Below are 24466 nucleotides of genomic sequence, written 5' to 3'. Positions count from 1 at the left end.
TTTTGCTGTGTTTGAAAATAAGTAACGGCAGCCAACATTTCGTCACCACCACAAAGGGTCAATAACTCTTTTTGGAATGTACACTCACTAAACCTTGGCTTATGTATTTTCTTTAAAAGAGTACTCTTCAGTACTTCCTACAGCTCGTAGAGTAATCTCACCATTTTTCTTTTCTAAAGACGAAGAACTCAGTCTCCATATACCTTCTTCTCCAAAACCTTTCATTAAACTAAAAATATGCATCAGATCATGCTTTGTTTTAGGTTCAATATTAAATCTAAAATTTAATTTATCATTTACTTCTCGGTTTTCATCAACTAATAAAGCGGTAAATTCTCGTCTATTTCGATGCTCAATAAGGTGGACTTGTTTAGACTCTCTATCGATTTTAATACTCTTAAACCATGCATAAGAATCGAGGTTAGAAAGTTCAAAATTAACTATTTTAAAATAATTATAGTTTGGTGTGACGGCTTTATCTTTTGGAGGGTAAGGCACATAGTATAAATTATTACTCCACTCGTTAAACCCCAAATGATTAAGAGAGTCTTCTAAATGACTAAAATCTATCGAAGGTTTTTTAAAAATAGATGTAAATTCTTTTTTATTATTTTTGCTATACCTATGAATGAAATCTTCAGCTATTTTATTAACGTCAAAAGACTTAAGTTCAGCCAAAAGATCTTGTTGCTGTTCATAAGGACTATCGCCATTCAAAAGGTAGATTTCATAGGGTTCCAATATTAAAAATTCACCTTTATTTTCATCTTTTGATAAAAACTGAATTGCTGACTTAATTATCTCAGATGAATAAATAGATGAAACTGAGTCTTTGAAACAGTAAATATTTTTAATTGCTACCTCATAACTAATAGAGATGGCCAGAGGTTCATCCAAGTCCCATATTAAAGACTGACACTCTACAGCTTTATTTCCAGAAAAAAGTACTTTGTATAAAAGAGGGATCTCATAATTCCATTCAGACAAACCGGTTAATACTAGTGAGTTACTATCACTAGGTTCTCCGTTAGATGAAAACAAATAAGTACGATTTGCCAATTGAAACTCCTAAATACCTAACGCCGTTTTAAGCGGCGAGTAATAGCTTGCTAATATGTGAAACGAAGTAGAACCAGACAAGCTGTTAGCAAGTCCCGCTTGAAATTCTTGTTAGCTACCTTTGAAATCGTATAAGAGTTTAGTTAAATCAGACCACTCTTCATCTTTATAAAAATTAATTTCTATCGGATAGCTTGAGTGTGAAGAAAGAGATTCATTTAGCTTATCAATAAAAGCATCTCTATCTGAAATGTAAAAAACAAACTCTTTTAAATCATTACCCGTTGCTGTGTACGCAGGTAAATAGATACTTTCTTCGCCACTAATTTCTTCAAGTCCATCTTCTAACGCTATCATTTGCTTATTGTCGGAAGAGACAGGCATACCGTTATTAGTTGAACCATCATATTTCCACGATATTACAGTTAACCAAGGTAACTTTTTTTGAATAGTAATATCGGGTAGCTGACTCATGAATTTATAAATGACAGGTTTACCCATAATATTCATTTTACCAACAGTCCATGTATCTTCGGCTTGAGCCATCGTAATTACTCCGAGTAAGGCTAATATTATAATATGCTTCATAGGTGGCCTAGGTAGTCAACTGTTACGTGTCCTTGTTTATTTTCTTGTTAGCACACTGAACCACAAACCTGTGGATAAACAGTAGCTTTGATATTTTTTCGTTCTTCTGGGTCATAAATGATGAGAGTTGAATAACCTCTATAGTTTCCAGATTTACTTTCATCTAAAACCCAAACAATCCAATCAGGAAGGGAGTTGTCATTTATCTTAGCCATAGCTACAGCTTCAATAGTAAACGCCCAATCTTCAGTTTCGACTTCCACCACATTATCAAAAGACTTAAATTGTTCAGGGAAAATTGATTTAAGTGTATGTGCCTTTTCAGTACCAGCCCTATGCAATGAAGAGGGGAATGTTCTAAGATCAAGTTTAGATGCAAGTTTTTCTCCAAAACTTGAGTCATTTATTATGCTATTAGTTACGCTTGACGAGTTCAATAAAATCTCTAAAGCATCACAAATCAAGTATTCACTTTTTACCTGTTGATTATAAACAGATTCATCTACATCATACTTTGAATTCAATAAAAAGTATGAGTTGCAGTTGTTAGCAACCTCATCATTATTAAATAGTAGGTTGCTTCGCCTTTTACTAAGTGAATTATCGATATCTTGATAAGATGATTCTAAAACATCATTTACGATATGATGGTTATTCTGTGAGCTAATATTTGAACACCCAGATAAAACACAAAGACTTAATAAATATGAATAAAGAGTAAACTTCATTAAATTTTCCCCAATAGTGCAGCTTCTTTTTTTCTTCTTGTTGGGTAGGCATCGCCGAATGCTTTCAACAATTTTATTGCCTCTACCCAATCCTGAGTTGTAACGGCTTTCCAAAATTTAGGGGCTCGTATATTTAAACCGATACCATACTGAAACGAAACAGATGTAATGACAGTTTGCGCTTGATGCGGTATATCTATGAATTTTTTTTTATTTCCTGCCGCTGCATTATATTTTAACTTTAATTTGCTTATATGATCTGCCTTTACGGCTTTATCAATTGCGCTAGCCTGAGTTGAGCTAATAACCAACGGGGTCTTTTTCAGTAAAGCTTGAGCATTTACTGATTTACTGCCCAAATATGGTTTTAATTTAGTAATCAAAGCAACATTTAGTTTTAATGATTTAAGGTCTTTTTCATTACGCTGACCTAAATCGAACCCTGTAGCTATAGTTACCCCACTTTTGCTTACACCTGCCGCAGGGACGTAACCTATAGTTTTACTTCCTCCCTCAAGATTGCTTAAAAATTTGTAATCAATATTCTCTGACATAAAATACTCCTTTATTTAATGTTCGATGTGAACTGTACAGTCCTTGTTTAATTTCTTGTTAGGTGATTAATCTTTCATTGGAGCTGACATTAACTTTTCGGCTGATATACTACCATTAAAAGTACTTTGTAATTTATCCTGATTTTTCTCAAAAAAACCTTTTTGAATACCAAACTCGAAATAATCACGGGATTTCGATCTAAGAGGTTTAAGTTTCATATGACAATTATAAAACTCATATTTTCGCCATTTTACAAGTTCGAACTCGCAAGATTGAATTTCATTAAGGTATATTTCAGGCTCATTTACATCAGTACTATTTTCGTTATAGCGATAAATACAGGTATCCTGAACTTCAACTTTTGTTGTTATAAAATCAAATTTTGAATTTAACCAAGCAAATAAATGAATCCCCAGATATCCAACAGAAACAAGGCCAGCGAAAACTTCAAGTATATTGATTTCATTTTCTAGTCTGTATACAAGAGATAATGTACTGTAGCTAACAAAACACATTATTAAAATTAAAGAGGCAAAAAGGATCTTAGAGATATTTGGAGCACCACCTCTTTTATTATATTGCCAATCTGAATAACCCGAAGGTTCATACCATTGCAAGATTAATACTCCTAAAAACCTAGCGCTGTGTTAAACGACTAAAAATGGCTGCTTATAATAACGAGGAACGAGCACAGCCAGCTGTTTGTGTCCGTTTAAGAAACTTGTTAAATGCAACTATCCATAAACTAATCTAAAACATTGTATTATTGTTTTTAGATTCCTTTGGAATAGGCTGTCCAACTCCCCAATGCTCAACAATTTTCCCTTCTTTCATTCGAAATACCTGAATGCCCGCACCACCAAGTGATTCCGGTGTATGTTTGACGTGAAGGTGGAGCCAAACAAGGTCACCGTCAGAAGCGGTTCGCTTGATAGCCATTGAAAGTTCTGGGTACTTCTTATAACGGCTTGCAAACAAGCTTAACAACGCATCTCGCCCATCAGGTATATTCGGAGCATGCTCAATAAAGTTTTCGCTGTAACATTCATTACGCAAAATATTTATCCGATCCGACGGCTCAAGATCAGGTCGATTCTCAAGTATTTCCATACAATACAAGGCCTTCTTTAAGTTCGCCTCCTCTAAAGCAGTTCCTGCGCTTTCTTTTGCTTTAAGTTCACCGACTAAAGTAAGTGTGAAAACGCCAAAGAGTAAGGCTTTAAGAGATATCATTCCAGTATTCATATATTTCCTTTATATCAGCTGTAGTCAGAATGTACTTGCCAACGCCCCAATAAGGGGCTGTAATAGTTTGCAAAATGTGTAGGGTAGCGGAACCGAGCAAACTGTTATCAGTCCCATGCTGAATACGCTTGTTAGGCTACTTTTATTAAGAAAATATACCAATAACTGCACCAATTAGAGCAAGTTCAACAACACTATGGGCAGAATTTATTAATGTTAATTTTGAAGGTGTGCGCGCGAAACCATTATAATAACCTAATGATGTGACAGTAAGTACAGTTGCAATTACCGCCCCCAAAAAAGCCCCGCTTAGAACACCAGATATATTTGTTGCCGACATAAGTAAAGCAATGAGTATAGTTTTTGTTAGCCCAGAAATTAAAGATATTACAAAAGCTCCGCCAAGACCTTCGGTATTGTCAGCTTCCTCTTTAGTGAGACCTAAGGCACTTGCCCATGCTTCACCGAAAATTGCCCAGTGATACCAGCCAAAGCCAAGTACATAGCTCACTATCGTTGCGACTGCTACACCTATGTAGTTTAGGCTTTGTAATTCTAAGATAATATTCATATATTTCCTCGGCTATATACTGAGTACCAACGCCCAATCAACGGGCTAAAATGTGTAGCGAAGTGAAACCGAGCAAACTGTTTTTAGTCCCGCTTAATTGGTTTGTTATGTTGTGTGTCCCAAGCTTGATTCTTATCGCCATACCTAATAAAAACAACGTGGCTATAAAGAACATACATCAATAACAGCGCTAGTCCTGTATGCGCAGTTTCAAAGTAAATCATTATAGTTTCAAAAACAGCTAAACCTAAAAGTACTAACTCTATTCTAACTTGAGCTTTCCGTGAACCTGTCCCCAAAGCAGACATTCTAAAGAACCAATGTTGCGCTTTCCAATGTTCCGATTTTTTATCTATCACTTTAATTTCCTCTGTTAGTTTTGATATATCAATTTCAAATACAGAGGCGATAGACTTAAGAGTTTCAATACTTGCACTTTGACCACTTTCAACTCGTTGAATAGTTCTAGTGCTAAGTCCACTGAATGTTGCCACCTGTTCCTGTGACCAATTTTTTTCTGCTCTTAAATTTTTTAATATCATTAATATCTCCTCGCTACTCTGAGCGATAATAATGTCAATTTTTTTAAAGTGTCGGTGACGAAAAGTATACGACAGATGCCGACAGAGCCAATTTTAGCAACATAACGCCACAATACTAAGCGGCACGAAATTGTTGACTAAAATGTACTAGGAACGAGTGATAGTCAACTGTTTAGTCCCGTCTTAATTGGCTTATTATACGTCACTACAGATCATAATAACCCGCTGATAATATGTTAGAATTTTCCATTCCAATTCCAACACAGGTAACAACCCCATTTTTACTCCAAGTTAATTTATAACTATTACCATTATTAATAATCTCTAAATCACGCTCCGCTTGTAACGTGCCGTTTTCATCAAAATACTTAATTTGGTATTTGCCTTCGAATTTAGTGTTTGAATCACCAATCGCTAGACCAGTTCCTTGACCGCAATCATCATGAATCCAGACGGCTTTTAATTCGCCAGCTTTATCACCTTTAGAATATCGAACATGTCCAATATTTGACATTTAAAACTCCATACTTGATATGACTTATAACACCGCCATCAGCCGGCGACTAAAGCGATTTTTAGGCTAAACTGACGCTTTCGCCAAGCCCAAAAAGCGAAACGGAAGGAGGTCGGCTTGATGGCTTTGTTATACATCTCTTACGGCTACCAAAGTATTGGCAGTAATCCAAAAACTAAAAAAGTACAGGCAATTAGTGATAGTAGTGACCCAGTACGTACCATAATCTTAACCGTAAATTCGGTAGTGACGGTTGCTGAAAATCCAGTCCCAGCGATTGGAAGCGCTTTACTCGCACCTGTTACAGACGCAATAGTTATTCCCAGCCAAATAAGTATGAATCCCAATGCTGAGCCATAAGCCACAAAGTTTTCTAAAGATAAAGGTAACTCAACCAGCGACCAAATAACACCAAAAATCGCCAGAGCCATTCCGCACTGAACCGCAGTCATATGACCAGAAAGAGCCATCCGGGAATTTTTTACTGTTGGTATCAATGCACCTTGTATTAAACCGACAAGAAAAAAGACAATTCCAATAAAGATGAGTTGTGTGCCTATCTGTGTAAGTTCCATCATGATATTCCTTATGTAAGCATAACGCTAGAGTCAGTGGAGCTACTTACACTCCAGACCTTGCCAATGTATGGCGGAGAGCTTTGTTCATGTGGGCTCTTAAATTTTTGAACAGTATTCATTGTTAACCTCCATTAAAAAAATACATGGTAAACAAAGGAATACTAAATTTCATTCACCTAGATTCATTTTTTAATTTACTCAATGTCTGGGGAGCGACACCAAGATAAGAGGCTATATGATATGACTTAACTTGATCTAATATAAGAGGGTATTCGTCAAGTAAACGTTCATATCTTTCGGCTGCAGTCTCTGACATGAGAGAAAGGACACGTTTGTATGTTGCAGAATAATAGGTGTCATGTATCCATATTCTAGCTAAACGCTCCCATTTTTTTTCTTGTGATATAAACTTGTTAATCGCTTCCAGAGACGCTACATAAAAAACTGAATCTTCAAGAATTTCAAAGTTAAGCATTGACCCTTTTTTTTCAGAAAAGCTTACACTATCGTCCATAAAGTGGTTTAAACCATGCTTACTTTTTCCTCTAAAATAGAGTTGCCAAGTATTATCTTTGCCATTCATATCACTAAAATATGATCTGGCTAAACCACTTTTAATAAACCATATATCACTAAATACGTCACCTGCGTAATGTATCATTGTTCCTTTTTTGACATGTTTCATGTCAAATATTTTGCAAGCATAAGCCCACTCATCATCATTGACAGGAATGTAATGCTCAATCATTTTTCTAAAATATTTCATAGAACTACAGTTGTGAGTTTTAAACCTAACGCCCACGTTAAGGGGCTAAAAATTTGTCTGCTATAATGTGTAGCGAAGCGAAACCGAGCAAATTGTTTTTAGTCTCGCTTTAAGTGCTTATACGCTAAAACTTATACCCTATGTTGAGGGTCAATGAAAAAGATGTTTCTGTATCATCACCTCCTAATGTTTCCTCTTGACGCCTAATACCGATGCCAGTTCCAATAACTAGACCGTTGTTAGAGAAACCATTAAAGTGATAATTATATGTTGCAAAAGCAAATCCATCTTCACTAGAAACGGCCTCAGCCCCGACAGAAAGTCCAAATGAATGCTTTGAGTTTTTTTGAAAAGTTGTTTCAAAACCCGCTGATGCACCTAACAAGCCAGTAGAAATATAATATTTGCTCAATTCAGTTTTATTTGCAAATTGAGCACCTAAAACCCCACCATACTGGTGGCCAAACCCCGTTGATATTTCTAATTCTCCAGCAGAGCTAGAAACAGAAAGTAAGCCTATAAATGGCAGTACAGCTAATATTTTGTTCATTATATATCCATTAATAACAAGCTAGCTATAACTCCACTAGCGTATAACGCCCGTTTAATGGGCAAATAATTGTTGGTTAAAATACGCGACGCAGGAGCAAAAACCAACTGTTTTTTGTCCTTGTTTAACAGCTTGTTATGTACTTTTACACAACTCTTCGATAATGCTACTTTTATGTTTAGAATACAACTCTGATATGGCTTTAGCTTCCATAGCTTTCCATGACGGAAACTTAGTTGTTTTGACTATGAAGTTATTCCACTCTTGAGAATTAAGATCATTCTGGTGATCAATTTCAATATTCGAGCTATCAACATACTCTTGCAAGGAGTTTACACCGGTATTATTTTGGATAAAGTTATCTGTTAAAACTTCAATAAGTTGAAAGTTACTCTTTAATTGAGATTCACCTTTTCTATTACATTTTGAGCACAAAAAACATAATTTACTACCAATATCCCACTCATGGATTTTCATTCTTGTTGTAAATTTTTTCGAGCAACAAGAACAGTTTTGAGCAACTAAATCGTCTTGTTTTTGACGTTTATTGAAACACTTTTTACATAGAGAATTTTCTTCACCATTGACCGTAATACTATATCGATTTTCTTTTTGGTGGCTTATTACGCTATTACAATCTAAACAATTAGATTGCTTAGGGTTTAAATAGTAAATAAGAATAACTACTGATGAAATGAAGGCAAAAATCAAAGCAACTGTACTTTCTAAATCATCCATAGTTAGCTAAAACTCTCGAAGTACATAACGCCTCATTAAGAGGAAATTTGTAGTTGGCTAAAATGTTGAACGCAGTGAAAACAGCCAACTGTAAATTTTCCTGCTTTAATGCCTTGTTATGTTTTGACTTTAACCCGAAAGGATTGCCAAAAGAAACCTAATGCTGCAATTGCATATCCGATAATTGCAAACCAGAATATAAATGGGTCTTCGGTTAAAGACCAACTGTCCCGATTAACAAAGATTGTCTCTTCTATATAACCTGAATAAGATTCATATAAAAAATATCCCGAAATGATCCAAAAGAAAACTCTTGTTGGCCAAATCGAATTTTTTGATACTTGGATCGTTTTAGGAGTATGAAAAAGAGGTGTATCAATATTTTTATCAGACTTAGGATTCACACAAATACTCGTTTAGAAACATAACGCCCTATTAACAGGCAAAAAATTGTTTGCTAAAATATTGAGGGACGAAAACAGCAAACTGTTTTTTGTCCTTGTTTAATAGCTTATGTACGATTAATCCCAACTTGGGTAAGGCCATGACATTGACGTCACGACAGGATTAGCCAAAATAATTTGTTCTTTGGTAACACCAACTGGACTCATATAATCCATTCCTTTATCTTTAAACTCTGTGCTAAGTGGAATCTCAACTGAGTAATAGATAAGATCATTACCAATTGAATTGTCGAAATGGTTTGCCGAGACGAGTAAATTTAAACCTCTTTTTATTATGATTTTTTTTACGTCATCACCGATACGAATACCGTATTGATCTATGATTTTAGAACTAGTAATAACCAACAAATCAATATTGTATTGGGATGTATCTTTATCTGTTTTTTCATCGAAATATGAAACAATATAAAAAAGTTGCTCCTTTTCATTATTTTGTATTTCTATTCTATGAAAGTCTGGTGAATCTCCAAAAGCTATCTCATGGGTTACATTATGATCAGGAAATGCCTTCTTAATTTTTTGAAATGAAATCAAAGAATCTTGAGATAATTTTAGAGAGCCTAAACTTGTTTTACTCAAGATTAAATCTTTAGCTGTTGAAATATTACTAAAGCAAATTAGTAATATAAATATAGAATATTTCACCAAACCTCCTTGAGTACATAACAGTGTATTAGTGCGCATTTCGAGTTAATACAAAATCAACCTTGAATTTTAACAAGCCCTAACACACATTTTTATTAATAATTTTAGCACGTTACCAGTAACTATTAGTCTTATCAAACATTACCGCGAATGGAGAAAGTGAGCATTGAGATATGTGTGCCATAACGGGGCACACTATATACAATTAGCAAGAAAATTATTATCAATAAAACAAAGAGTTAAAAATATCTTTATAAATATTCGTGCCATTTAAAAAATTACATAGTGAGCCATATCCTTGCATTTATTAAAAAATAATTGTAACTGTGATTATATACAGCTATCGCTTAGGAGTATTTAAGATGGGAAAGTCACCTTTTATAGAATTAGTTCGCAATGAGCTCAGAACAAGACGATATAGTTTGAGAACAGAAAAAGTATATCTGCAGTGGATTAAAGGTTTCATCATCTTCAATGATAAAAAGCACCCAAAAGATATGAGGAATCATGAAATTGAAAGGTTTTTGAATAACCTAGCAGTGAATCGCCAAATCAGTGCTGCAACACAGAACCAGGCTTTATGCGCGATTATATTTTTATATAGATATATCATTAATCGAGATATTAGTAATCTAGGTTATTCTTTCACAAAGCGCGAAAAAATAATGCCAACAGTTTTAACACATGTAGAAGCTACTACAATCATCAGTCACTTACATTCTACACACTGGCTGATTGCCTCTATATTATACGGTTGCGGTTTAAGAATAAATGAAGCGCTTCAACTCAGGATAAAAGACCTTAATTTGGCTGATAACACCTTATTTATTTTTCGGGGCAAGGGGCGAAAAGACAGGTATACATTACTCCCTAAATCACTCAACTGTGCAATTGAAGACCAAATTTAAAAAGTTAAAAAAATACATGATAAAGATTTACGTGAAGGTTTTGGCTTAAGTTCATTACCTCCATCGCTACTCAAAAAATATAGTAGTGCAGCTAAAGATATCAGCTGGCAATACTTCCTTCTAAACGCGATGTGTGCACCCGTATGATGGTTATATTTGTCGTCATCACATTCATGGTTCTGCCTTTAGAAAACAATTACGACAAGCAGTATTAAAAAGTGATATTTCAAAACGTGTTATTGCAAATACATTTAGGCATTCATTTGCCACGCAATTATTGATAAATGGTTCTGACATTAGGACAGTACAAGAGTTACTGGGTCATACTGATTTAAGAACAACTGAAATATACACTCATGTAGTTGGAACGCGGTTTAGTCATACTATGAGCCCCCTAGATAGAGAGTGGACTACTCCATTAGATCTTTAATTTTCAAGGTGTTAAATGTAATAAATATTGCAAACCATACCTTGTGGTGTTGTTGTGTCGGATTGTAAAGGTCTTTAATTAACAATTATTGTTCTTAACTAAAGTTATGTGGGAGTGAAGAGGTTTATTGCTGAATTCAAGGTCGCTTAAGCAAATCAATTCTATAAAATGTCTACATAGACAATGACGCCGACAGGTAAGTTTAATCGGAACAACTACAAGAAGAAATAATTGTGCCGTAACTGCTACCTTGATAGGTTTACCCTTGGGCTTGGTTTATATTTTTTATACTGTTAAGAGCATGTTAAATGCTAAAGCACCAAAATCAGGTGCTTTAGCATTGTTTTACCATCTTATACGCTATTGGCAGAATTTAGCGAAAGGAATGAACTGATAATAATCTATGCTTTTTCACTATCCTTTAGTTATCTTTCAATTCTTCATTTACTTGGGCAAGTAATGTCTGAACTTCTAATTGCCTAAATTTATCTGCGTCTTTACGGTTTGGTCTTGCTGGGGCAGAGCTTGCAGTATTTAGGTGAAGTTTTGCTTTTTTATACTCTTCCTTCTCAATATAAAACTCTGCTAAAAAATAATTTACATCAATACCTGTTGGGTTCATTTTTAGCGCAGTTGTTAAGTGGCTTTCGGCTTCATCGTCATCGCCGAAGCTAATTGGCCATCCAGGTACTTTCAAATACAAAATACCTAGGCTTGTATGCGCCGAGCCTTGTAATGCATTTTCGTTCATAGTGAGTGCTTTTTCTAATGCATTTTTTGCATCATCAACAAATGAAAGTGCTCCTAATCCGCCTTTAAAACCAGCATAACTTGATTGAATGATACCATGCCATATCCACGCCTCGGCTTGTTTAGGAAAAGCGGTTATTAGCTCTGTTGATTTTTCTTGTAGGGCGATAAATGCTGCTTTTTTAATGTTTTTATCCTGGGCGTAATTTGTCTCTGTCCATTGATGTTGCAATGCTATTAATGCTTGATTAAAGTCACTTGAAACAGCTGTTTCAGCATATACGTTAACGCTTAAACCGCTAACAAAAGTTAGCAATATTATTGATTTTATCATTGTTGTTTTAACTATTTTGTATAAGTTTTTAATATTTTTCATGGTAATACCTCTTGTGCTTATTAAATAATGGGTTGATGGGTTGATGGGTTGATGGGTTAGCGCAGTTGTCGACAAATTTTTGCAATTTGGCTATCAAGTGATTGAAACATTCTTGTATATAACGGGTGCTCAGAAATTACAGACATTACTTCTAAAAGTGAGACCGCCATAATTTTAGGATTTGTGCTGTAGTAATTACCCCAATCATCCGTAGATGTTGATATTTTTGTATGATCAGCATTACCGATAAATGTTGTTGGCACACCTGCATTATCAAGTAGCTTGATTACTTTTTCTGTACCAGAAAACACTAAATACTTATGATTACGACAAAATAATGATACTGCGGTCACCATAAATAATGGAATGGTAAAACGTTTCGCATTACTAAAAAGATGACTAAATTCAACAATTTCTTGCCGTTCAATCTTATTGTCGATAAAAATGGCTTGCTGCTCAATAGGCCCTGATAGGTATTGTTCTAGAAACAAATCATCACGGCCAGTGCGGATACCTAGGGCAGCTTTGAAGCTACCGTTTGATAATGCTAATAAGTACGGTGTGCTAATTGAAATTTTTGCATCATATGTTTTAGCAAACCCTTGTTTAATAAATGCTTCAATTTCATTTCTATGTTCACTGCCCATTGATGCAAGTTGAATATCAAAGTTTAAGTGTTTATTAATTAAATTCCCTTTATTCCTTTTTAATGAAATTGCCGTTTGAGAATGGCTGTTTGAATTTACATTTATCATCGTATCTACTCCTGCGTGTTGATAATGATAAATGTAATAGCTGAACCTTAAAGAAGGCTTAAGGCTTAAAATATATTTTTATAGATCTGGTTTATTTCTAGAAAAGAATAATATTTATGAATTATATGTGAGGGGTTTTCTGCTTGAATGAATAAGGATTATAATATTTTGCTAATTTATTTTTTTTAATAAGGTAAAATTAATAAGCCATTGATTCAACTGCTGATCAAGAAAACTAGCACTCTAAGCTAAGACATATGGCTGTTAGAAATTTATCAGTAAGCATGCCCATATTGCCTAGTATATCTATTCGCAAAATCATAAAGCTCTGTCATACATCTTCCTATTGTGAGAATAACTCTACAGTTTCAGCTTTGTTATCAATAAGATTTTTGGTAAGTGACTGTAAATTATGCTCTTTATAATACTGGCTTACTTGCTGCAATACTTCTCATGCAGGGTGAATAATCACTTTATTAATTACCTCCTATATAACTGTGGGGGGGTTAAGAGGAATTTTAAATGAAAACTATTAAAGTACTCATTGTTAGCTTAATTATATTTTTTTATAGTGCGGTAAATATTGCTAATGCTGGATTGATAGGGTTTTATACCCTCGATGGTAATGGCAATGAATTAACCGGTTTAGGTCCAAATTTAACGGCTCCATCAGGTATAATAAATTATGTTAGTGGACTTGATGGCCTTGCAGCTTCGTTTGATGGCACAGGGAGTTCTTGGCTAAGAGCTCCGATTGATTCGAGTGGTAATCGTGTTCCTAATTTTAGTTGGGGGTCATGGATAAAACTCAATGATCCCAATGTTTGGAATATATTTTTATCGAATGATAATGGAGGCTGGGACCGTTTTTCACAAGTTCAAAATGGTAAGTGGTCAGTTAGTCATGCGGGCGTTGTTAACTCTCCCATTGCTGCAACTTCTGATTGGACTTTTATTGCCCATACGTTTGATGGTGTAACACAAAAGCTTTATGTTGATGGTAATCCCGTATTTTCATTTACTGATGGTTTAAATAATTCACAACCATTTATCGACATAGGCCGTAATGCAAATAGTGCGTTTCCTCTTAACGGTTTAATGGACGGTGTATTCTTTTTTGATCAAACCTTATCTGCACTTGAAGTGGCAACTATAAGAGCTGGCGGAGCTGGTGGTAATGGCGCGCTTGAAGTTGAGGGGATTTCTATTCCTGAGCCAGCTACATCATATGTATTTTTAATGGGTTTGCTAGGTTTTACCTTACGTAGGTCTCTAGGACAAAAGTAAAAATAAAGCTGTGGTAATTTGTTGTGACACTATACTGTTTAAACCGTATTTGGGCTTAATGCATTGTACGTTTTTGCATATCCCAAATGCTGCCTTGCCAATTTGAAATAGTTCCAGTAGCTTCGCAGGTGTCGCAATGCCAATCAATGGTGCTAAATGTGCCAATGGAGCTACATTTTGCGGCGATATGCCCGCAACATGTTAGCCCATCAGCTCGAGTATTACATTTCAAATCAAGATCATTGTATGGCTGCTCGATATCCTTCGTAACCGATAAGACAACTTGCGTTAGAAAATTGAAAACCGGTTGTGCTTGCTCAGTAAGGGCAAGTACTTTACCGTCTTCGTCAAGAAAATCCCTCAAATCTACTTTTAATGCCATATGTTTTTTCGATCACAGAATGTTAATGTTGCTAACATATAGCAGTTAACGACTTGGGTATAGCTCTGGCTACATTATTTCTGATTTCAAATAAAACAAATTTAATATCTTATCTCGTTCGGGCTTTTTTGCTTGATAAAAACAACTATAATGTAAAAAATTGGAATTAAAACCTTGGTCACTGAAATCCCTTCAGCCTATATTCAATTTATATGAAATGAGAGTTTACCTATGAAAAAAGTGTTATTTGCTATTTTATTATTACCTTTATTAAGCCAACTGAGTTTTGCTGAGGATGAAGTCAAAAAATTACCACCGTTAGATCCTGACTATATGGGCGTTCATGGCATGGTTTTAGTCAACCAGGGCTCTAGTATTTATGCATCTCATTTACCACTTTATAAAAAGCCTCATAATGTGCAATTAGTGTATAAGCTAGATAATAATGATTTGGCAGTATTGCAAACGGTTAGAGATAGTCAACTAATTACGATTAAGCCCAAGCCATTTAATTTACAACGCTTAATGCGTGGCGATAAAATAGTTATAAAAGCTGATTTATATGCTGGGCATTTTGAGCGTGGTGGTATGTTAGTTTATAAAAACATAGAATTATCTTTTGATAAGCAATTGTATGTTCGTACCTTTGATGACATTAAACCGTCAAGTACCAAACAAGAGTATGATGTTGTTTCATTAAAACAAAATTACAAATTATATATTCATAGAATCCAGCAACGACCTAGCTTTGATCATATATTGGCTGTTGATTTAGAAGCCGGTTGTTTAGGGCGATTTAACACCTCATCGCCTGTGCCCAAAGAGACTGAACTTCAATTTAAGTTTATAAATTGTGGCACGATAAAACCTTTATATTTTGAAACTGAAGACTTTCAGTAATCACTTTTGATAAATAGCTCGGCCATAAACGGCCGAGTTAAAGGTAAAGTTAAAAGATCTGATTTTGAGCTACTCTTCGTATTCACTAATGCACTAGAAACATATCAACAGCGTAATCACATATCTCTTCAACATGAGCAACGTCTGTATAAATGCCATCAATAAGTAATTTAGCAATACCATGCACGGTGCCCCAAAGCACTTGCGATGCGCGTAGGGCACTTTCTTCACCGCTGTGATTGAGCAGTTTAAGCTGCTGCCATTCTCGGGTCATAGCCACCTGATATTGAAAACAAGGGTAGGCGGCATCGCGCAATTTTTGGGTACTTTCTTTGCTACTGTTCTCATGTTTCCAAATAGTACGACCAAACATCAACTCATAAAGATCAGGGTTAGCTTTGGCAAAATTTACATATTCATGAATAAAACTTGAGAACTTTTCTTTGGTTGACGGACCTTCAGCTTTAAAACTGCTTTTATTCATTTGATGTAATTGGGTAAATCCTGATTCTGCAATCCCACAAAGTAGGGCGTTTTTATCTTTAAAGTGGTGATAAGGAGCTGTCCTTGAAACACCTACCCGGGCTGCCAGTTTACGCAACGACACTTCTTCAATGCCACCTTCTTTGAGCATTTCCCCAGCAACGGTAAGTAAAGTCGTTCTTAAATCACCGTGGTGATACTTTGATTTTTCGGGAGTATTTTTCATAAAGGCTAATTTAGCAAGCTATTGTTTATTAATCAATCTTGACACCGTCATATTTTGGCGCTATTTTAATTTACATCAAACTAGACGGTGTCTAAATTCTGTCTACGAATTGAGCATATTATTTGATAAATAAAAAGAGAGTGAGTTATGTCCGAACTTAATACACCAGCCAAAGAAAGCAATCAAAGTAATAAAAGCAAAAAAAACACCCAATTTTCAAAATTGTTAGCACCACTTGATCTTGGTTTTACCACCTTAAAAAACCGAGTGTTAATGGGCTCAATGCATACTGGTCTTGAAGAGCATCCAGACGGTGCTAGGCGTATGGCGGCATACTTTGGTGAACGTGCCAAAGGCGGTTGTGGCCTGATTGTTACCGGTGGTTATGGCCCAAGTAAGCGCGGCGCAACTCACCCAAATACAAACATTATGACCAGCGCAGAGGATATTGCTAAACATAGAGTTATTACCGATGAAGTGCATAAATACGACAGTAAAATTTGTCTGCAAATACTGCATACAGGTCGTTATGCATATAACAAGAAGCTCATTGCACCATCAGCGATACAAGCACCAATCAATCCATATAAGCCCGAAGCGGTAACGGTTGAAATGATTGAAGGAGAAATTCAATCTTTTGTTGATCTAGCCCTTAAATCGCAGCAAGCGAATTACGACGGTGTTGAGGTAATGGGCTCAGAAGGTTATTTCATTAATCAATTTACCGCCTTAAGAACCAATCAACGTGATGATGAATGGGGTGGTTCGTTTGAAAATCGCATTAAGTTTGGTGTTGATGTAGTGCGCCGTATTCGTCAAGCAGTCGGCGAACATTTTATCATTATCTTCCGACTTTCGATGATGGACCTTGTTGAAGGCGGCAGTAGCTTTGAAGAGGTGGTTAAGTTCGGTCAAGCCATTGAAAAAGCGGGAGCAACCATCATTAATACCGGTATTGGTTGGCATGAAGCGCGTATTCCTACTATTCAAACTAAAGTGCCAAGAGCTGCATTTACTTGGGTAACCGCTAGGTATAGAGAACACTTTAGCATTCCGGTAATCACCTCAAATAGAATTAATACCCCTGAAGTTGCCGAAGCAGTATTACAGCGCGGCGATGCCGATATGATTTCAATGGCAAGACCCTTTCTTGCCGATGCTGAATTTGTTAACAAAACGGCAGCAGGGCGAAGTGACGAAATTAATACTTGTATTGGTTGTAATCAAGCCTGTCTTGATCACGTTTTTAACGGTGAAATGGCCAGTTGTTTAGTTAATCCTCGTGCTTGTTTTGAAACTGAAATCAATATTGTACCTACCAAAGCTATTAAGAAAATTGCTGTAGTGGGTGCAGGACCAGCAGGTTTGTCTGCCGCTACAGCACTTGCAGAAGCGGGCCATGAGGTAACACTTTTTGATGGTGACAACGAAGTTGGCGGGCAGTTTAATATCGCTAAACAAGTACCTGGTAAAGAAGAATTCAGTGAAACTATTCGTTATTTTTCACGACAATTAGAGCTAACGGGCGTTACCGTTAAACTAAATACTCGCGTTACGGCAAATGAATTAAACAGCAGTGATTTTGATGAAGTCATTATTGCGACGGGTATTAATCCTCGATTGCCACCGATTGAAGGTATTGAACATAAAAAAGTGCTCAATTATATCGATGTGCTTAAACATAAAAAGACGGTTGGACAAAAGGTTGCTGTTATTGGCGCAGGCGGCATTGGCTTTGATGTTTCTGAATATTTGGTCCATTCAGGCACTTCAACCAGTCAGAATATTGCAGCTTATATGAAAGAATGGGGCGTTGATATGACCTTAACAGCGCGTGCTGGTATTGAAGGGGTAAAAGCCGAAATTACAGCGCCTGCGCGTGATGTTTACTTACTTCAACGTAAAGACACAAAAGTGGGTGCTGGCTTAGGTAAAACTACCGGCTGGATCCACCGAACAGGGCTAAAGAATAAACAAGTTAAAATGCTGTCATCGTGTGTTTATCACAAAATTGATGATGCTGGTCTGCATCTTTCAATAGCCGGAGAAAGACAAATATTAGCTGTGGATAATGTCATTATTTGTGCCGGACAAGATCCAGCAAGAGAGCTGACAGAAGGCTTAAATAAGCCTTATCATTTGATTGGTGGCGCTGATGTGGCAACCGAGCTTGATGCGAAACGTGCGATTAAACAAGGCTTAGAAGTTGCAGTAAGGCTTTAAGTATTAGGTAAATAGCTTTATGAATATGCCTAGTTATACAAAGATAACATGTTAATTTAACGATGTGTGACTAGGTATTTTGATTGGATTTTATGAAAGAAACAACCGGTATATGTTGGGCTACTTATTTCATCGAGTATTGCCTTGGATATGTATATTGAGGCTAAAGTGAAAAATATAGTTTTATACCTGACAAAACACTGTTTGTAGCCACCGCAGCTAAAATCATTCCCATTACCTTACTAACAATACTTGCGCCACTGCTGCCAATAAATCTATGAATCCAACTTGCCGTTAACATAAATATAAATGCAATGAATAAAACAGAAATCATTACACCGGCAGTCTGAACTTGTTGGAGAATGGTAAAGTTTGAGTTTTCGGTTAACAATACAGCAGCAAGCATTGCTCCTGGGCTAGCAAGCGAGGGAACGGCAAGAGGAAATATAGCAGTTTCACTATCATTCCTCACTAAACCAACTTCCTCATCAGGTTTACTCTCACCAAATATCATAGTTAAAGCAAATATAAATAATATGATGCCACCTGCTATTACGAAGGCAGGTAATGGTATATCAATCGCTGTTAAAATCACCTCTCCAGCAATCATAAAAAACAATAAAATACCGGTTGCCGCAACTACTGCTTGTAGCGCTATTTTGCGTTTAACTTTGTCATCAAAACGACTGGTAACAGCGATAAATACAGGGATAGTGCCGACGGGATCAATAACAGCAAAAAAGAAGATAAACACTGAAACATAATCGATCATAATCATCACCGTCAAAATGGTAAGTTGGCAGACATATGCATCTTTTCGATGCATATGTCATATTTATTACCCTATTTTACACTAATTAAAGCGCTATACTTCGGTCATTTTGTATCAGCATTTAGCTAAGTGAATATTTATATTGTTGATAGGCTACACATTTACCACACAATTGCTGTAAATCAATGCTATATCAAAAAAGATATAATTATAATCAAGGTAATACAGTGAGTTATAAAAAAATCAATCTTCATTTTTGCTGCACATTGCTTAGCCATAATTAACTTATTGAAACAATGACTAGTTTGTTAATCATTTTCAAGTTAATCAGATTAGGGTTAACCACATTCAGATTAAAAAAGTGAGGGTATTATTATGAAGAAAAATTTATATGTAATGATCAGCGTAGTTGTGAGTTTACCTTTGATAGGTTGTGGCTCTGATACCAGTGCTGATGAAGACACTGCAGCTAATGTGAATAATACAACGATCGTCAGTGATGGCACGGATGGTGGCACGAGTAGTGACTCAAGTGAAAACACTGCTGGTGAAGAAACTTCGTTTGCATTGACCAGTAATGTAATGCAAACAGGTAGTAGTTTACCAATCACCTATACCTGTGATGGTGACAGTATTTCACCACCATTAAATTGGAGCGGCGCGCCTGACAATACCACAGAATATGCCTTAGTTATGCATCACATAGCCGCTCCCGATGATGTGCATTGGTATTGGGTAATGTACAACATGACCACGGACATTAGCAGTTTACAGGCAGGTGAAATTCAAGGGACTTTAGGCACTAATGGCGTAAATGGTTTAAATGAATATGCACCACCTTGCTCTCAAGGCCCAGGTATAAAATCTTATATGTTCACTCTCTATGCATTATCAGATACACCTGATTTAAGTAACTCACTCGATGTTGATAGAGACACGTTATTAACGGCAATTACCGACCTTACTTTGGCGTCAGTTGAACTTTCCGTCAGTTATGAACGTGGTAGCACTGCCGATTTAACTCGCTGTCAAACAATTCAGCAGTCTGTAAGTGTGTCAGGATTCAATGAACATGTTGGCGTAACTTGTGATGATGACTATGCCTATATTTCGGCAGACACTTATCCTGATCATGATTTAATGAATGGTATTATCGGTACCAATGAGCAAATTCCTGTTCCGGCTACTAATTATGATGCACCAATTAAACTAACGCCGCAATTTGCCAGTGTTTTAACCACGATTGATGCAGCCGTGGGTGTAGCAATAAATGGTGTGCCTATCTACGATTATTCCTCTCAAGGTGAATTAGATTTATATAACTACAATGCCGATAGTGATACTTATGTAACCGGGCAATTAGATAACTGTGGTGGTCATGCTGGCCGTGGTGATGACTATCATTATCATGTTGCACCTACTTGTATGATAACGAGTATGATGAACCAAGGTGATGATGCCATAATTGGTTGGGGCTACGATGGTTATCCGCTATATGGTGATAATAATCCTGATAGTAGTGAAATTAGCGAGGGTGACTTGGATGTTTGCAATGGTCAAATTGATGATGATTTTGGCTATCGTTATCACACCTCGACTAAACCGCCTTATATTATCCAGTGTCTTGTTGGTGAGGTCGATACAGCTATTCTGCCAAGAGTAGCACCGCTAACCGAAGACAGTACTAATAGTGGCGCTAGAGCAAATCTTACACCACCACAGGGCGGGGTAGATAATCTAACACATTCAATTGCCGATGATGGTAGCCGTACCATGACTTATAGCTACAGCGGTAATGATTATTATGTAACCTACAGTCCATCTAGTTCTCAAGATTATTGTTATGACTTTGAGCAAAAAACAGTGAGTAGTGGCGGTAATATTGAAACGGGAACCTTCTGTCGTGACGAACAAGTTGATAGCAGTCAACAAACAGAACTAACGACATTTAAGTTAGAAGCTTGGTCAGACAATTGGTTTGCAGCTTACTTAGGAAGTGAGCTAATTGTAGAAGACGCTGTTTCTATCAATACTGAAAGATCATTCAATGCTGAAACCGCTACTTTTACTGGCAGTTATCCACTACAACTAAACTTTATTCTCAAAGACTATAAAGAAAATGATACCGGCTTAGAGTACATAGGCGAGAGCAATCAACAGATGGGGGATGGTGGTTTTATTGCTCAAATCACCGATATCGTTAGCAATACAATTATTGCGGTAAGCAACAGTGATTGGAAGTGTGAAGTACTTCATCAAGCGCCTTTAGATAAGTCGTGTGCAAATGAGGCTAATCCTATTGCCGGTGTTGGTGCATGTGGCTTTTACAGTATTGAAGAGCCAGATGATTGGAAAGCCAGCAGCTTCAATGATGCTGCATGGCAGCAAGCTACAGAGCACAGTGAAGCCGATGTTAGTCCAAAGGATGGTTATGACGAAATTACTTGGCATGCCAATGCACAACTTATTTGGGGAACCGACCTAGAAACAGATAATACCTTAATTTGCCGAGTAACTATTAGCGCCCCATAGCTGAAACTAGTTTAATCAACGGGCATAACACTGCTAAAGAATTTTTAAAAAGGATCTGACAATGAATACCAAGGCAAAGACAAAGACAAAAATAAATTCTAATTTTATTACTAAAACTATCACTAACGCTAAGACTAAAGTTAAGAGTGAAGCTAATATGAGCTTGGCTCTGATGTTAGTCATAATGGTAGTAATGATACTGACAACATTACCTATAACTGCTAATGCCCATGTTTTAAAAGAAACCAGTGCGCGTATTACCTTAAGAGATGGTCAAGTTGAAGTACGTATTTTTACAGATTTTAAGGGGTGGCAAACTCGTTTGCAAAATAATCAAGCCTGGTTATTAGGTGATATTAAGCAAATTATGCCACTTGGCTTAACGACTAAAGGGACTAAAGATTTTGTCGCAAGGTTACTGAATGAAGAAACGTCTTTGATGATAAATAATCAATTGTTCCCCTTAACATTGCAGACTATATCTGTCCCTCCAAACAGCACTGACCATCATGGATATACTGAGTTAGTGTTGACGGCTAAACATGCCTTTTCGTTAGTGGAACAGGTCACTATTCTTTTTCCTAAAAGTTTAGGCGCTGTTCATGCAAGCTTTGTTAAACCAAAATATCAATTAGTTACTGCAGGCAGTACTGCTCAGGTATCATTTTAGAAATAAGACTAAGACCGAAATAAGCTAGAACCTAACTTAACTAAAACCCAATTAGTAACTAAGTACTCATCAGAATAAAGCTTCAAATACTTTAAAATGTTTGAGGGCACTCAAGGAAAAATTATGAAAGATATATTTGTTTTAAAAACTGTTGGCACTACATTGATCTTATTGTCATTACTTACCTCACCAACGTTTATGGTGGTGGCAGGCAGTGATACTAACAATCAAAAACCTATACTCCAACATCAACATGGCAAGCCGCCACAACCAGCTATTGATATATGCCTGTCGAAAGAAGAAAACAGTGCCTGTGAATTTCAGGGGCCACAGGAAACTGAAAAGGGTATTTGTGAGTTTACGCCTGATCAACGGTATTTTGCCTGTAAACCGAGTAGGCAGGGCAGACAGCCGCGGCCTTCTACAGATAATCATCGAGTAAAACAGATGCCATCACATTTAGCTGACAAAGTTAATTAATTCAGTTATTTTGTCATGAGTAGAATAAAAAGTGCATTATATGATAATTCCTATTATGGCCATGCACTTAACTGATCATTTCTGTTGATTTAGCTCATACTATTCTCAGGTGAAGTGATAGCTGTTAGTAATTGTATTAAATACCTTTAACAAGAATAGAAAGGAAGACAACGTTTGAAGTTGCTGTATAAATTCTTTTTTGCATTTTTTATTACCAACCTTACCCTTGTAGGGGTAATGCTGATATTAATCACGGTGAATTTGTCATCAGGATTTAATGACTTTGTCAGGTCAACAGAAACTAAGCATTTGAGCGAGACTAAACAACAGCTCATCAGTTTGTACCAACAAAATAACAGCTGGCAACCAATCATTGATAACGTGCAAGTGTGGCGTGATATTGTTGATCCACAATCTAAACGTCCACCGCCACCACCTAGGCCAAGAGCAAGAGCAGATGAGCCGCGAAGAAACGAGCTTCAAAACAATAACAGTGATGGGCAAAGGTTAAAGCAAAGACCCGAACCAAGACCGGAACAAAGACTAGAGTTAAGGCAAAAACCAAAGCCTAAAAATGAACGACAGTCTGAGCCGCCTAGACCTAGCGACTTCCTACAAACAGGAAAGCGACTGAGTTTATACGATCAAAAGAAAACAGTTATCGTCGGTAAACGTTATTTAGCAGATAACGAATTAAGTGAAAGTATCATAGTTAATGGCGAGATTATTGGTTGGTTGGCATTAAAACCATCATCACTTGTTGAAAATAGCCCAGCAAGCGAGTTTTTGAGTCAGCAATATAAAAGTTATTATTTAATCGCCGTTGCCGCTATTTTACTGGCCTTCATCATGGCGTTGATATTCTCTAAACACTTAATCGCACCAATAAAACTGCTTATCGGCGGTACTAATAAATTGATCAAAGGTGATTATCAAAATCGCATCAACAAGACAACTCATGATGAATTAGGCATGTTATCGGACAATGTTAATGTACTGGCAGCAACCTTAGAAAAGAACCAAAATAATCGTTTTCAATGGATGTCTGATACTTCACATGAATTACGGACACCATTAACCGTGTTAAGAGCGCAGCTCATTGCCATTCAAGATGGAATTTTTGTTGCCGATGAAAAGCGGGTGCAATTATTCATTAATGAGATTGATAATTTAAGCCATCTTGTTAATGATCTTTATCAGTTATCTAGCTCTGATGCTGGCGGACTTACTTATCAAAAGGAAGCCTTAAATCCAATTGCCTTGTTATTACAAGTGATTGAAAATTTTAGCGCTAAATTTGAGAACAATACCTTAACCATAGATTACCCATCACTTGAAAGACTTATTGAGAATAAGCGCTGTAACTTACTTGCTGATAATGAAAGGTTAAGGCAGTTATTCACTAACTTATTGGAAAACAGTTGTCGTTATACCCAAGCGCCAGGTAGGATAATTATCTCTGCACATTGTGATAATAACTTTGTTGATATACTTATTGAAGATTCTGCTCCTGGTGTTGCCAGCGATGAACAACAAAAATTATTTGAACGTTTTTATCGGGTTGAGCCATCGCGTAATCGTAGCCATGGCGGCTCAGGGCTAGGATTATCTTTGTGTAAACAAATAGTTGAAGCGCATCAAGGCAGCATAAGGGCGTTAGACTCAGCATTGGGCGGTCTGAGTATAAAAATATCTTTCCCTGTTAATAAGACGCTTTAATAAGAAGTTGTTAATAATAACTTTAAACAT

At 36.4% G+C, this 24466-nt stretch carries 29 protein-coding genes; 9 read left to right on the top strand and 20 right to left on the bottom strand.

The genetic code is table 11. The features are described from left to right. Nucleotides 1-99: 99 nt before the first annotated feature. The 15 genes from GAB14E_RS24130 to GAB14E_RS12395 all read right to left on the bottom strand — a co-directional run bounded on the left by GAB14E_RS24130 (nucleotide 100) and on the right by GAB14E_RS12395 (nucleotide 9543). Complete coding sequence (locus tag GAB14E_RS24130) at nucleotides 100-1059, bottom strand: DUF7822 domain-containing protein (RefSeq protein WP_052093659.1); 960 nt, start codon at nucleotides 1057-1059, stop codon at nucleotides 100-102. 111 nt (nucleotides 1060-1170) lie between these two features. After that, the gene (locus GAB14E_RS12345; RefSeq protein WP_033082197.1) at nucleotides 1171-1605 is read right to left on the bottom strand and encodes a DUF695 domain-containing protein; all 435 of its coding nucleotides are present in this window, start codon (nucleotides 1603-1605) and stop codon (nucleotides 1171-1173) included. An 89-nt stretch (nucleotides 1606-1694) separates the two neighbouring features. Then, nucleotides 1695-2375: a hypothetical protein gene (locus GAB14E_RS12350; protein WP_033082196.1), complete on the bottom strand. Its 681-nt coding sequence runs from the start codon at nucleotides 2373-2375 to the stop codon at nucleotides 1695-1697. Beyond that, nucleotides 2375-2929 carry a pesticin C-terminus-like muramidase gene (locus GAB14E_RS12355; RefSeq protein ID WP_033082195.1) on the bottom strand — a complete coding sequence of 185 codons (555 nt, stop codon included), beginning with the start codon at nucleotides 2927-2929 and terminating at the stop codon, nucleotides 2375-2377. The genes GAB14E_RS12350 and GAB14E_RS12355 overlap by 1 nt, the downstream gene beginning before the upstream one ends. A 66-nt stretch (nucleotides 2930-2995) precedes the next feature. Further along, entirely contained in the window at nucleotides 2996-3547 is a 552-nt protein-coding gene (locus tag GAB14E_RS12360) for a hypothetical protein (RefSeq protein WP_033082194.1), read from the bottom strand. A 133-nt stretch (nucleotides 3548-3680) separates the two neighbouring features. After that, nucleotides 3681-4175, bottom strand: a complete 495-nt coding sequence (locus tag GAB14E_RS24125; RefSeq protein ID WP_052093658.1) for a nuclear transport factor 2 family protein — start codon at nucleotides 4173-4175, stop codon at nucleotides 3681-3683. Nucleotides 4176-4320: 145 nt separating this feature from the next. Beyond that, complete coding sequence (locus GAB14E_RS12365; RefSeq protein WP_033082193.1) at nucleotides 4321-4746, bottom strand: DUF1761 domain-containing protein; 426 nt, start codon at nucleotides 4744-4746, stop codon at nucleotides 4321-4323. An 83-nt stretch (nucleotides 4747-4829) separates the two neighbouring features. Further along, nucleotides 4830-5288: a helix-turn-helix domain-containing protein gene (locus GAB14E_RS0122950; RefSeq protein WP_156115718.1), complete on the bottom strand. Its 459-nt coding sequence runs from the start codon at nucleotides 5286-5288 to the stop codon at nucleotides 4830-4832. Nucleotides 5289-5493: 205 nt separating this feature from the next. After that, on the bottom strand, nucleotides 5494-5802 hold the full coding sequence (locus tag GAB14E_RS12370) for a hypothetical protein (protein WP_033082192.1): 309 nt from the start codon (nucleotides 5800-5802) through the stop codon (nucleotides 5494-5496). A gap of 146 nt (nucleotides 5803-5948) precedes the next feature. Continuing rightward, on the bottom strand, nucleotides 5949-6380 hold the full coding sequence (locus tag GAB14E_RS0122945) for a hypothetical protein (RefSeq protein ID WP_033082191.1): 432 nt from the start codon (nucleotides 6378-6380) through the stop codon (nucleotides 5949-5951). Between the two features lie 172 nt (nucleotides 6381-6552). Beyond that, nucleotides 6553-7146, bottom strand: a complete 594-nt coding sequence (locus tag GAB14E_RS12375) for a Crp/Fnr family transcriptional regulator (protein ID WP_033082190.1) — start codon at nucleotides 7144-7146, stop codon at nucleotides 6553-6555. A 124-nt stretch (nucleotides 7147-7270) separates the two neighbouring features. After that, nucleotides 7271-7696 (bottom strand): hypothetical protein, encoded by a 426-nt coding sequence (locus tag GAB14E_RS12380; RefSeq protein ID WP_033082189.1) that lies wholly within the window; start codon nucleotides 7694-7696, stop codon nucleotides 7271-7273. A 135-nt stretch (nucleotides 7697-7831) separates the two neighbouring features. Further along, nucleotides 7832-8434: a hypothetical protein gene (locus tag GAB14E_RS12385; RefSeq protein WP_033082188.1), complete on the bottom strand. Its 603-nt coding sequence runs from the start codon at nucleotides 8432-8434 to the stop codon at nucleotides 7832-7834. 116 nt (nucleotides 8435-8550) lie between these two features. Further along, nucleotides 8551-8838, bottom strand: coding sequence for a hypothetical protein (locus tag GAB14E_RS12390; RefSeq protein WP_033082187.1), 288 nt, complete (start codon nucleotides 8836-8838; stop codon nucleotides 8551-8553). A 117-nt stretch (nucleotides 8839-8955) separates the two neighbouring features. Beyond that, nucleotides 8956-9543 (bottom strand): hypothetical protein, encoded by a 588-nt coding sequence (locus tag GAB14E_RS12395; RefSeq protein ID WP_033082186.1) that lies wholly within the window; start codon nucleotides 9541-9543, stop codon nucleotides 8956-8958. Between the two features lie 362 nt (nucleotides 9544-9905). Here GAB14E_RS12395 and GAB14E_RS25515 point away from each other — a divergent pair, with 362 nt between their 5' ends. Continuing rightward, nucleotides 9906-10451, top strand: coding sequence for a phage integrase N-terminal SAM-like domain-containing protein (locus GAB14E_RS25515; protein WP_156115717.1), 546 nt, complete (start codon nucleotides 9906-9908; stop codon nucleotides 10449-10451). Nucleotides 10452-10584: 133 nt separating this feature from the next. Continuing rightward, nucleotides 10585-10881, top strand: coding sequence for a tyrosine-type recombinase/integrase (locus GAB14E_RS25510; RefSeq protein WP_156115716.1), 297 nt, complete (start codon nucleotides 10585-10587; stop codon nucleotides 10879-10881). A gap of 421 nt (nucleotides 10882-11302) precedes the next feature. Here the strand turns inward: GAB14E_RS25510 and GAB14E_RS12400 are convergent, their stop codons facing one another. Continuing rightward, the gene (locus tag GAB14E_RS12400; RefSeq protein WP_231562029.1) at nucleotides 11303-12007 is read right to left on the bottom strand and encodes a tetratricopeptide repeat protein; all 705 of its coding nucleotides are present in this window, start codon (nucleotides 12005-12007) and stop codon (nucleotides 11303-11305) included. 56 nt (nucleotides 12008-12063) lie between these two features. Continuing rightward, on the bottom strand, nucleotides 12064-12762 hold the full coding sequence (locus GAB14E_RS24120; RefSeq protein WP_052093657.1) for a thermostable hemolysin: 699 nt from the start codon (nucleotides 12760-12762) through the stop codon (nucleotides 12064-12066). A gap of 522 nt (nucleotides 12763-13284) precedes the next feature. Between GAB14E_RS24120 and GAB14E_RS12405 the strand changes: the two genes are divergently transcribed. Beyond that, nucleotides 13285-14049, top strand: coding sequence for a LamG domain-containing protein (locus GAB14E_RS12405; protein ID WP_033082185.1), 765 nt, complete (start codon nucleotides 13285-13287; stop codon nucleotides 14047-14049). Nucleotides 14050-14104: 55 nt separating this feature from the next. Here GAB14E_RS12405 and GAB14E_RS12410 read toward each other — a convergent pair whose 3' ends face one another. Then, nucleotides 14105-14431: a hypothetical protein gene (locus tag GAB14E_RS12410; protein WP_033082184.1), complete on the bottom strand. Its 327-nt coding sequence runs from the start codon at nucleotides 14429-14431 to the stop codon at nucleotides 14105-14107. A gap of 231 nt (nucleotides 14432-14662) precedes the next feature. Here GAB14E_RS12410 and GAB14E_RS12415 point away from each other — a divergent pair, with 231 nt between their 5' ends. Next, nucleotides 14663-15331: a hypothetical protein gene (locus tag GAB14E_RS12415; protein ID WP_033082183.1), complete on the top strand. Its 669-nt coding sequence runs from the start codon at nucleotides 14663-14665 to the stop codon at nucleotides 15329-15331. An 85-nt stretch (nucleotides 15332-15416) separates the two neighbouring features. Here GAB14E_RS12415 and GAB14E_RS12420 read toward each other — a convergent pair whose 3' ends face one another. Then, nucleotides 15417-16040 (bottom strand): TetR/AcrR family transcriptional regulator, encoded by a 624-nt coding sequence (locus GAB14E_RS12420; RefSeq protein WP_033082182.1) that lies wholly within the window; start codon nucleotides 16038-16040, stop codon nucleotides 15417-15419. A 147-nt stretch (nucleotides 16041-16187) separates the two neighbouring features. Here GAB14E_RS12420 and GAB14E_RS12425 point away from each other — a divergent pair, with 147 nt between their 5' ends. Next, entirely contained in the window at nucleotides 16188-18263 is a 2076-nt protein-coding gene (locus GAB14E_RS12425; protein ID WP_033082181.1) for an NADPH-dependent 2,4-dienoyl-CoA reductase, read from the top strand. Between the two features lie 163 nt (nucleotides 18264-18426). Here GAB14E_RS12425 and GAB14E_RS12430 read toward each other — a convergent pair whose 3' ends face one another. Next, nucleotides 18427-19035 (bottom strand): MarC family protein, encoded by a 609-nt coding sequence (locus GAB14E_RS12430; protein WP_033082180.1) that lies wholly within the window; start codon nucleotides 19033-19035, stop codon nucleotides 18427-18429. 375 nt (nucleotides 19036-19410) lie between these two features. On the opposite strand from GAB14E_RS12430, the gene GAB14E_RS12435 reads away from it, so the two are divergent. From GAB14E_RS12435 to GAB14E_RS12445, 4 genes are all read left to right on the top strand, one after another. Further along, nucleotides 19411-21567, top strand: coding sequence for a YHYH protein (locus GAB14E_RS12435; RefSeq protein WP_231562028.1), 2157 nt, complete (start codon nucleotides 19411-19413; stop codon nucleotides 21565-21567). Nucleotides 21568-21628: 61 nt separating this feature from the next. Next, complete coding sequence (locus GAB14E_RS0122930; protein WP_052093656.1) at nucleotides 21629-22237, top strand: hypothetical protein; 609 nt, start codon at nucleotides 21629-21631, stop codon at nucleotides 22235-22237. A 123-nt stretch (nucleotides 22238-22360) separates the two neighbouring features. After that, nucleotides 22361-22717, top strand: coding sequence for a hypothetical protein (locus GAB14E_RS12440; protein ID WP_033082179.1), 357 nt, complete (start codon nucleotides 22361-22363; stop codon nucleotides 22715-22717). 237 nt (nucleotides 22718-22954) lie between these two features. Next, nucleotides 22955-24436, top strand: coding sequence for an ATP-binding protein (locus GAB14E_RS12445; RefSeq protein ID WP_081967800.1), 1482 nt, complete (start codon nucleotides 22955-22957; stop codon nucleotides 24434-24436). The last annotated feature ends 30 nt before the right edge of the window (nucleotides 24437-24466 follow it).

Origin of the sequence: Colwellia psychrerythraea, from assembly GCF_000764185.1 — a bacterium.
Lineage (GTDB): Bacteria > Pseudomonadota > Gammaproteobacteria > Enterobacterales > Alteromonadaceae > Colwellia > Colwellia psychrerythraea_B.
The sequence above is the reverse complement of the archived record's forward strand: the minus strand, read 5'-3'. Positions and strand labels throughout refer to the sequence as shown.

Excerpts from the sequence above, each read along its gene's own strand:
- GAB14E_RS24120 (WP_052093657.1), bottom strand. The coding sequence starts at position 12,762 with ATGATAAATGTAAATTCAAACAGCCATTCTCAAACGGCAATTTCATTA.
- GAB14E_RS0122930 (WP_052093656.1), top strand. The coding sequence starts at position 21,629 with ATGAATACCAAGGCAAAGACAAAGACAAAAATAAATTCTAATTTTATT.
- GAB14E_RS12430 (WP_033082180.1), bottom strand. The coding sequence starts at position 19,035 with ATGATCGATTATGTTTCAGTGTTTATCTTCTTTTTTGCTGTTATTGAT.
- GAB14E_RS12400 (WP_231562029.1), bottom strand. The coding sequence starts at position 12,007 with ATGAAAAATATTAAAAACTTATACAAAATAGTTAAAACAACAATGATA.
- GAB14E_RS12445 (WP_081967800.1), top strand. The coding sequence starts at position 22,955 with ATGCTGATATTAATCACGGTGAATTTGTCATCAGGATTTAATGACTTT.
- GAB14E_RS12355 (WP_033082195.1), bottom strand. The coding sequence starts at position 2,929 with ATGTCAGAGAATATTGATTACAAATTTTTAAGCAATCTTGAGGGAGGA.
- GAB14E_RS12440 (WP_033082179.1), top strand. The coding sequence starts at position 22,361 with ATGAAAGATATATTTGTTTTAAAAACTGTTGGCACTACATTGATCTTA.
- GAB14E_RS12425 (WP_033082181.1), top strand. The coding sequence starts at position 16,188 with ATGTCCGAACTTAATACACCAGCCAAAGAAAGCAATCAAAGTAATAAA.
- GAB14E_RS12370 (WP_033082192.1), bottom strand. The coding sequence starts at position 5,802 with ATGTCAAATATTGGACATGTTCGATATTCTAAAGGTGATAAAGCTGGC.
- GAB14E_RS12415 (WP_033082183.1), top strand. The coding sequence starts at position 14,663 with ATGAAAAAAGTGTTATTTGCTATTTTATTATTACCTTTATTAAGCCAA.
- GAB14E_RS12350 (WP_033082196.1), bottom strand. The coding sequence starts at position 2,375 with ATGAAGTTTACTCTTTATTCATATTTATTAAGTCTTTGTGTTTTATCT.
- GAB14E_RS0122950 (WP_156115718.1), bottom strand. The coding sequence starts at position 5,288 with ATGATATTAAAAAATTTAAGAGCAGAAAAAAATTGGTCACAGGAACAG.
- GAB14E_RS12345 (WP_033082197.1), bottom strand. The coding sequence starts at position 1,605 with ATGGCTCAAGCCGAAGATACATGGACTGTTGGTAAAATGAATATTATG.
- GAB14E_RS25515 (WP_156115717.1), top strand. The coding sequence starts at position 9,906 with ATGGGAAAGTCACCTTTTATAGAATTAGTTCGCAATGAGCTCAGAACA.
- GAB14E_RS24125 (WP_052093658.1), bottom strand. The coding sequence starts at position 4,175 with ATGAATACTGGAATGATATCTCTTAAAGCCTTACTCTTTGGCGTTTTC.
- GAB14E_RS12410 (WP_033082184.1), bottom strand. The coding sequence starts at position 14,431 with ATGGCATTAAAAGTAGATTTGAGGGATTTTCTTGACGAAGACGGTAAA.
- GAB14E_RS12375 (WP_033082190.1), bottom strand. The coding sequence starts at position 7,146 with ATGAAATATTTTAGAAAAATGATTGAGCATTACATTCCTGTCAATGAT.
- GAB14E_RS12385 (WP_033082188.1), bottom strand. The coding sequence starts at position 8,434 with ATGGATGATTTAGAAAGTACAGTTGCTTTGATTTTTGCCTTCATTTCA.
- GAB14E_RS12435 (WP_231562028.1), top strand. The coding sequence starts at position 19,411 with ATGAAGAAAAATTTATATGTAATGATCAGCGTAGTTGTGAGTTTACCT.
- GAB14E_RS12365 (WP_033082193.1), bottom strand. The coding sequence starts at position 4,746 with ATGAATATTATCTTAGAATTACAAAGCCTAAACTACATAGGTGTAGCA.
- GAB14E_RS12380 (WP_033082189.1), bottom strand. The coding sequence starts at position 7,696 with ATGAACAAAATATTAGCTGTACTGCCATTTATAGGCTTACTTTCTGTT.
- GAB14E_RS0122945 (WP_033082191.1), bottom strand. The coding sequence starts at position 6,380 with ATGATGGAACTTACACAGATAGGCACACAACTCATCTTTATTGGAATT.
- GAB14E_RS12420 (WP_033082182.1), bottom strand. The coding sequence starts at position 16,040 with ATGAAAAATACTCCCGAAAAATCAAAGTATCACCACGGTGATTTAAGA.
- GAB14E_RS12405 (WP_033082185.1), top strand. The coding sequence starts at position 13,285 with ATGAAAACTATTAAAGTACTCATTGTTAGCTTAATTATATTTTTTTAT.